The sequence below is a fragment of the Bacillus sp. Au-Bac7 genome (assembly GCF_021341655.1).
In the GTDB taxonomy this organism is placed as follows: Bacteria; Bacillota; Bacilli; order Bacillales; family Cytobacillaceae; genus Niallia.
On sequence record NZ_JAJTTG010000035.1, the window covers coordinates 1 to 7,290 of the forward strand.

Annotated in this window: 6 protein-coding genes; 3 read left to right on the plus strand and 3 right to left on the minus strand. The window is 36.5% G+C overall.

The window, feature by feature from the left end:
- Positions 1-95: 95 nt before the first annotated feature.
- A complete protein-coding gene (locus tag LXM54_RS27460; RefSeq protein ID WP_233319509.1) occupies positions 96-1,013 on the minus strand; it encodes a DMT family transporter in 918 nt (305 codons plus the stop codon).
- 27 nt (positions 1,014-1,040) lie between these two features.
- The gene (locus LXM54_RS27465; protein WP_233319510.1) at positions 1,041-2,177 is read right to left on the minus strand and encodes an NADH-dependent flavin oxidoreductase; all 1,137 of its coding nucleotides are present in this window, start codon (positions 2,175-2,177) and stop codon (positions 1,041-1,043) included.
- A 171-nt stretch (positions 2,178-2,348) separates the two neighbouring features.
- On the opposite strand from LXM54_RS27465, the gene LXM54_RS27470 reads away from it, so the two are divergent.
- Positions 2,349-3,203 (plus strand): LysR family transcriptional regulator, encoded by an 855-nt coding sequence (locus tag LXM54_RS27470; RefSeq protein ID WP_233319518.1) that lies wholly within the window; start codon positions 2,349-2,351, stop codon positions 3,201-3,203.
- Between the two features lie 424 nt (positions 3,204-3,627).
- Positions 3,628-3,834, plus strand: a complete 207-nt coding sequence (locus LXM54_RS27475; RefSeq protein ID WP_233319512.1) for a hypothetical protein — start codon at positions 3,628-3,630, stop codon at positions 3,832-3,834.
- A 395-nt stretch (positions 3,835-4,229) separates the two neighbouring features.
- Here LXM54_RS27475 and LXM54_RS27480 read toward each other — a convergent pair whose 3' ends face one another.
- A complete protein-coding gene (locus LXM54_RS27480) occupies positions 4,230-5,228 on the minus strand; it encodes a DUF3231 family protein (RefSeq protein ID WP_233319515.1) in 999 nt (332 codons plus the stop codon).
- Positions 5,229-5,601: 373 nt separating this feature from the next.
- On the opposite strand from LXM54_RS27480, the gene LXM54_RS27485 reads away from it, so the two are divergent.
- On the plus strand, positions 5,602-7,059 hold the full coding sequence (locus LXM54_RS27485; protein WP_233319517.1) for a spore germination protein: 1,458 nt from the start codon (positions 5,602-5,604) through the stop codon (positions 7,057-7,059).
- Positions 7,060-7,290 lie beyond the last annotated feature (231 nt).

Sequence of the window (7,290 nt, forward strand, 5' to 3'; positions counted from 1 at the left end):
TAACCGAAGGTTGGCTAGTTTCTTGCGCTCATTTTCTTCGTAAACAGCTTGATGGTGTTCGGTTCTCTCTAATCAAATCTGTAAAGTAAAACAAATTACTGTTCTCTTACCCTTTCCGGATCGAAAGTTACATAATCCTCCTGTCCGGCATCGGTGGGATGATTGCTGGCTTTAAGTGAGTAAAACAATCCGACAAAGATGCAAAGAATGCCGAATAACTGCAACCACTTTAGATGAGTACCCGTGACGACGATATCCAATAAGATAGCGACTGCAGGGTCCACAAAAATCAAAAAAGAGACGACGGTTGTTGGCAACTGACGGATACTACTGAAAAATAAGAGATACACGATTCCTGTATGAATAACCCCAGTTGTAATAGCATAGCCCCACTGGGAATTTCCAATCGTTTGGTAACTGTAAAAATGAATAAAAGGCAGTAATACGATTAGGCCTATCACCATTTGAAAAAAAGTGGTTGCATATACACTGGTTTTTGTAATTCTCTTTCCTAAGAGCATTGTTGCTGCGTAGAAACATGCTGAAATGATGCTGTATAGGATGCCCCTCCAGCCTGCCGAAGCTAAATGGAAGCCGTTGGCTCCGACAATTCCCAATGTTCCAATAAAGCAAATCAGCATAGAAACATACATTAAATTTGTCATTTTTTCCTTAAAGAGAAGGCTTCCGATCGCAAGAACCATGATAGGTGCCAAATGATATAAGGTAATTGCGATCGTTATTGATGTCGCTTCAAATGCTTTAAAAAGAAATACCCAGTTTAAAACATTCGTCATGCCACAACAAGCAATACGTACTAGTTCTTTCCTATCCCATCGCTCCCTTTTAAAACTGCCTGTTACAATCCAAGCTATACATAGGAACACCGCGGCGCATATACATCGAATCCATACCAATTCCATTGCGGGAAGCCCTGTGAGAGTTGAGAAAAAGCCAACAGATCCGAAGATTGCCATGGCTATAATTAATTGAAATAAAGCACTTTTGTTCATGTCCATCCTCCTTACTTGCACATATATTTATCTCCGTGCAGGCATTCCGTCGCGTGTGAGGATATTTTCCCACATCGCATCTGGAATAGAGAGTGTCTGTTGACTATCACGTGGCAAGCTAGTCCATATTTCTTCTTCTCTGCCTTCTTTTAGTTTCTGAACCCAGTCCGGCTCCATCAGGAGCTCTCTGCCTAATCCAAACAGAGGTATTCCCTTTTCTAATACATCCAATGCATCGCCTGGTGTATGAATAGAACCCAGAGACAGGAAGCTTGTTCTGTCAGCAATCACATCCCGAAAAATCTCCAATCTTGTCTTTGTTTGATCCGAGCCGCTACGAGGCATAGACCAAACATTTTTGACAGAGAGATGTAAATAGGATAGACCTTGATCAGCTAATTGATCTACTAACGCTATGGTCTCCTCCATTTTTATTCCATCTTCTTCCGGTTCCTCTGGTGAAAAGCGGTATCCAATAATAAAGTTGTTGTCTGCATATTGATTACGTACTCGTTTTACTTCTTCGATTACAGCCAGTGGAAAACACACTCGTTTTTCCAACGTTCCACCCCATTTGTCCGTTCGACGATTTGAATATCCGGAGAAGAATTGTTGGATAAGGTAGCCATTGGCCCCATGGATTTCAACACCATCAAATCCTGCACGTATGGCCATCTCAGTCGCATGTCCGAAGTCTTGAATAGTGGATAGAATTTCTTCATGTGTTAACGTACGTGGAATGTATCCTTCACCTGCATCCTTATAGATACTTGCCACAATGCCGCTAGGGCTTACCATCTGCTTTTCACCAATATATTCGATAAGGCTCTCACTCCCTCCATGATGGAGCTGAAGAATGGCTTTTGCTCCTTTTTCTTGTATTGTAGTTGCCAGCTGTGCGAGACCTGAAACGTTCTGTTCCCCATATGCTTTCATTTGACGGGGAAAGCTAGTGGCAATGGCAGATATTGCCGCAGCCGCAGTGATAAACATGGCGGGGCCATCTGCTCTTCTCCTATAATAAGCAAGTTCCTCATGAGAAACGCTCCCATCTATATTTCCGGAATAGGTCGTCATTGGTGCGACGACTACTCGATTCGTAAGCGTTACTCCATTTGAAAGTGTGTACGGTGAAAGGATCCTCTTGTATAGCTGTTTAATCATAATCTGCACGCTCCCATTTCTTTACTTTTTATTTGAATGGACTTACAACAATTATTGTATTTCTAAAGCTTAAATAAGTAAAATGAATGTTTTTCATATTACACATTCGCATATCTCATGTATAATATAACAAAAAGGATGTGAGACGATTTGAATTTTTATCAACTTGAAGTGCTTTTGAAAGTAGTCGAGAGTGGGGGCTTTACAAAGGCAGGGCATGAGATTGGGCTGACCCAATCGGGTGTTAGCCACAACATTACAGCGCTAGAATCGGAACTTGGTGTAACGCTATTAAACCGCGGGAGAGGTGGTACATCGTTGACCACTGCAGGGGAGTACATTATTCCTCATATACGAAATATTGTAGCAAACATGGCTCATATGGAACAGAAGGTGGCTGCCATAAAAGGAATGGAACTTGGAAAGATTTCTGTTGGGAGTTTTCCGAGTTTTACTAGCGCATTTATACCTGCTTTATTTTCTATATGTAAAGAGCGCTTTCCAAGTGTTGAAATTGTGTTATACGAAGGTGGGTACGGTGACATCACAAAGTGGGTTGAAGAGGGAACGGTAGACCTTGGATTTACTGCATTGCCAGTTAAAGGTTTAGAATGTATTCCACTATTGGAAGACCCTTTGTCTGCAGTCGTATATGATGGACATCCTTTTATAGATCAAGATGCTGTCACGATGACAGATTTCCTTGAGGAACCGTTCATCATGTTACGATCTGGATGTGAAGTCCTTATAGAGGATGAATGTCGTAAAGTCGATCTCTCATTGCGCGTTTCTTATAATAGCAAAGATAATGAGACGGTACTGTCCATGGTAAAAGGAAAACTTGGCGTCAGTATCATGCCAAACCTAGCAGTCCCTAGACAGACAAACAATATTCATATTTTGCCTTTGCATCCACCGGTAGTCCGACAACTCGGATTAATTATGAAACCTTTGGAGAAGATGACGCCACTTGCACAAGAATTTGGGAAGATTGTAACAGACTATTTTAAAAATCATGAGAAGTAAAATTTAACAGGATTTTCCATGTAAAGTGGTTGTGTACAAGCTGGACCGCATTTCTCGTTCCACTAAGTACTTCATAGAACTAAGTATCTTACGCATTCTATGTCTTGTCTTACTTACCGTACAGGTAACCGGCTAGAATGTGTCTAAAATGTGTCCAAACGTACATTTTTTCACTTTTGGTCACGTGACCCCTACATGAGTACGCAAAAACAGAAGGACGAAAAGTCCTTCTAGGGAATTTTAAACCAGCGATTTTGAGGTAGTTTTTAATCAGCCTTGACATAGTACATATTGTAATTATAATTTTTGATTGGTTTAGATGAAGTAATAACAGGTGGAAATTGACTGTTCCATATTTTGGAGCGGTTTTTTGGGTTTTTTTTTGTGAAAAATAGGCTTTAAATATGAAATGAGGTGTTTTAGGTTGTGGAATCAAGTTTATGACCCATTAAATAGTATTTGGATATCAGCTTTAATTGCTTCTATTCCAATTATTGTATTTATTATTTTATTATTATTTAAAATGAAAGGTTATATAGCTGCTTTAATAAGTATTTTGGCAGCAGCTATCAATCACTGGATTCATACTAATTTCTCATCCTTAAAAATCATATTAGTCGGTAACCCCTAAAACTCCTTGTAATATCATAGGTTTTCTTGTTAAACGGGATCATTGTCCCAACCAGCCTGAAACATGTTTATACAAGTAGGGGGTTAACAGTTTAGCTGACGGGATTGATTCCCACGGGGGCGCCGTTCTACCCCGACTACCGTAATCATAAAACTATAAAAAAAATGGACAACCAGAAAAATCTGGCTAACCATATATTACGAACGGGAGCGTTAATCCAGTAGGGGTTAATGCTTTTTTACTGCTCTGGTACTAAAATGGCAGCATTCCTGTAATAAATAATGAAAAAATCCCTATTGAAGAAGCGAGGTAGTTTAGCTCAAGAAGAAATTATAAAAGTAGTCGGGTGCTAAATCTAAAATAAAACGCCCGACCGATTTGGTAGGGCAATGTGGTTATTTCTTCTTTGCAATTTCTTTCCTATTAGGTGCAAGGGGAGGTTGTTCTAACCATTTATTTTCTACCATAAGATCAAACCAATTCTTTGTAACCATAAGGTTTTGTAGAATAGTCTTCTCATAAGTGGCTACAAGATCAGTCCGCATGGCCGATGCTAAACCAGAGCCATGATAATTTTGAGCAGCCTGAAACAAGAAACCCATATGATAAAGGATTAACTTATCGGAAAACGGTGAGTCAGTAGAGGTAGTTACTTCTGTTTCCAGAGACTTTGGCACTGGTAAGTTATCTGCCTGAAGTATTTTTGCTAATGCTCTTATTTGACCATCTGCTGTTTTTTCTGAATCAGTTAAAAACTTTCTAACTTCTTTAGATCCTGCTATCTGTGAGAATGCAATAGACAGAGTTTTAGCCATTATACTTTTCTTAAGGTTTAACGAAAGACTTATAATTTCAGTTCCAGCAAGCATTCTGCCTTTGCCAAAAAATCCATCAGTAAAATCTTTACTCGTGATATAACTTGGATGTTCGTACGCATAGTATTGTGGATCCCTTTGAAATAGACCTTTTTTAAGCAATAGCTCAATTGTGTCATGATACATTTTATTTCCAGCTGCACTAGATGAATCATAAAAGCTTCTCAAGTCTTTCCTGACTGAAATACATAGTGCTGTGTTATGTCCTAAAATTCCATGTATAGTCATGATATGTAAATAATTTAGGCAGAATGCATCTGAAAACAATCGCTGTTTTCCTAAAAATAAGTCAGCTTCATTAAATCCAATTGGAACAGGAAATCCTTCTTCCACAATAAAATTACCAATTTCTTTCTTTTGTTGGGCAAATGTCTCTATAGCAGTATGAAATATTTCTTTTATTTCTTTATCTTCTATAATGGAATACATATATTTATTCACTATATATGACGCTGTTCCATTTATATACTCTGCCCATAAGGAACCTATCTCAGAAGAAGTTAGTGCTAATTTTCCCATAAATTATTCACCTCAATAATAATATCTCCAACTGCATTCAGAATATGTTAATAATGACTATATAAAAGCCTTGAAAATATTTCTATAGATTTCAAAACACTGACCTTTATTGTAATGCAATATTCTTTAATTTTTAGAAATGCTAGTTTATTGTGCTATAGTGGCAGCATTCCTGTAATAACTGAAAATAACCACTCTTATGTCACAATCAGGGCAGTTTAGCTGAAGAAGTAATTTGTTTTGGCGATTTACTTTTGGTATGTAAAAAACTTAAGGTGAAGGTTTATCTAAAAAAACTTCATTAGTTAAAAAATGGCTAGAAAACGGAGTAGAGGAACATAATAATACCTATAAATCATATAGGTGGTTAGCAATGAAGGATACATTGAAAAGAAGTATACAGGAGAACACTGATATAATAAAACAGAAATTTAACAATACTGCAGATTTAAAGTTTAGGGAAATTACCATTGGGACTGACAATGATAATAGATTATGTGTAGTATATTTAGATGGCATTATAGATACAAATTTCTTACAAGAGTCAGTGATAGAACCTATTATTAGAGCTAGTTTCAATAATAGGTTGATGGAAGATAATGTTATAAATTATGTATCAAATTCCATATTAACAATTGCAAGTGTAAAACAATTAAAGTCAATAACAGAGGCAGTTGATGGAATTATTCAAGGAAATGCTGTTTTACTATTTGACGGTAACCTGGTAGCAATAATGGTAGATGTGACTAAATGGGCAGAGCGATCCCTGGAGGAAGCTCTTGGGGAACGTTCTTTAAGAGGGATTGTACTTGGTTTTTCAGAAAAAGCTAAAACAAACATTAATGTTTTGAGAGGTATAATTAAAACAGAGCAATTGTGTGTGGATAAGATGACATTCGGTACGATCGCAAAGTCGGACGTTTATCTGCTTTTTATTAAAGGTGTAGTGGATTCTGGTGTATTACAAGAAGTAAGAGATAGACTTCATAATACGGATGTTAAATATATCTTAGAAGCTAGAATTTTTGAAGACATTCTAGAAGGTAAACAAAAAACAATATTTCCAATTGTAAAACCTACAGATCGTCCTGATATAGCAGCATCAGCTCTTTTTGAAGGTCGAGTTTTAGTAGTGGTAGATGGAACCCCTCAAGTAATTATAGCACCATCTTTATTTGTGGAATATTTGCAATCTCCAGGTGATTATTATTTAAAATATGGGAGGTTTTTGAATAGATTTATCCGTTTTTTTGCCTTTTTATCCTCCATTTTCTTACCAGGTATTTATTTAGCTTTAGATAAATATGCTAAAGAAAACTTTCCTAATAAACTATATGAAACCTTAATAACTAAGGATGAACTTTTACCAACCATCTGGGAAATTTTAATTTTAAATATATTACTAAGGATTTTTTTTGATGCAGTATTAAGAATACCTAAAAGTACTGTTTTAATTATATCCTTACTTGGTTCCATATTACTTGGAGAAACAGCAGTTAGTGCTAAGTTAATTCATCCAATTAGTCTTCTTATTATAGGAATTTCATTTATTTCAGCAGCTTTGTTGGCGAACAAGGGACTCGGCTCAGCTATTGATCCTTTAAGGTTCGTATTTATTTTTCTAGGTTATTTCTTTGGGTTTAATGGACTAATAATCGGTATGACAATTTTGGTTTTACACTTAACAAGTCTAAAATCAATTGGTGTTCCATACCTTTCTCCTTTAATACCTTTAAGAATAAATGAACTTAAGGATGTTGTTTACAGAGGAGACTTAAAGACATTGTTAAATAGTAAGCATTCATTTCATGAAGAAAATAAAAGGGAATAGTATCAGAGAGGAATTTTTAAAACAGGTGTGGTGGTACAATTCTACATCTGTTTTTTTAAAAGAGAAAGCCTCTTAAATAAGAAAAAGTTAAACAATTTAATACCTTTTACTAATGAGTAAATATTGCAGTATTCTGTAACTAAGTAAAAAAAGGGTAGTTTGTGAACATTACACTTAAGCTATAGGGGGCTTTTCTTAAATATAAGGGCAGCCTTTTGTTATGTAACAATA

Coding starts and splice junctions, on each gene's coding strand:
- LXM54_RS27485 (WP_233319517.1), top strand. CDS start 5,602: ATGAAGGATACATTGAAAAGAAGTATACAGGAGAACACTGATATAATA.
- LXM54_RS27480 (WP_233319515.1), bottom strand. CDS start 5,228: ATGGGAAAATTAGCACTAACTTCTTCTGAGATAGGTTCCTTATGGGCA.
- LXM54_RS27460 (WP_233319509.1), bottom strand. CDS start 1,013: ATGAACAAAAGTGCTTTATTTCAATTAATTATAGCCATGGCAATCTTC.
- LXM54_RS27465 (WP_233319510.1), bottom strand. CDS start 2,177: ATGATTAAACAGCTATACAAGAGGATCCTTTCACCGTACACACTTTCA.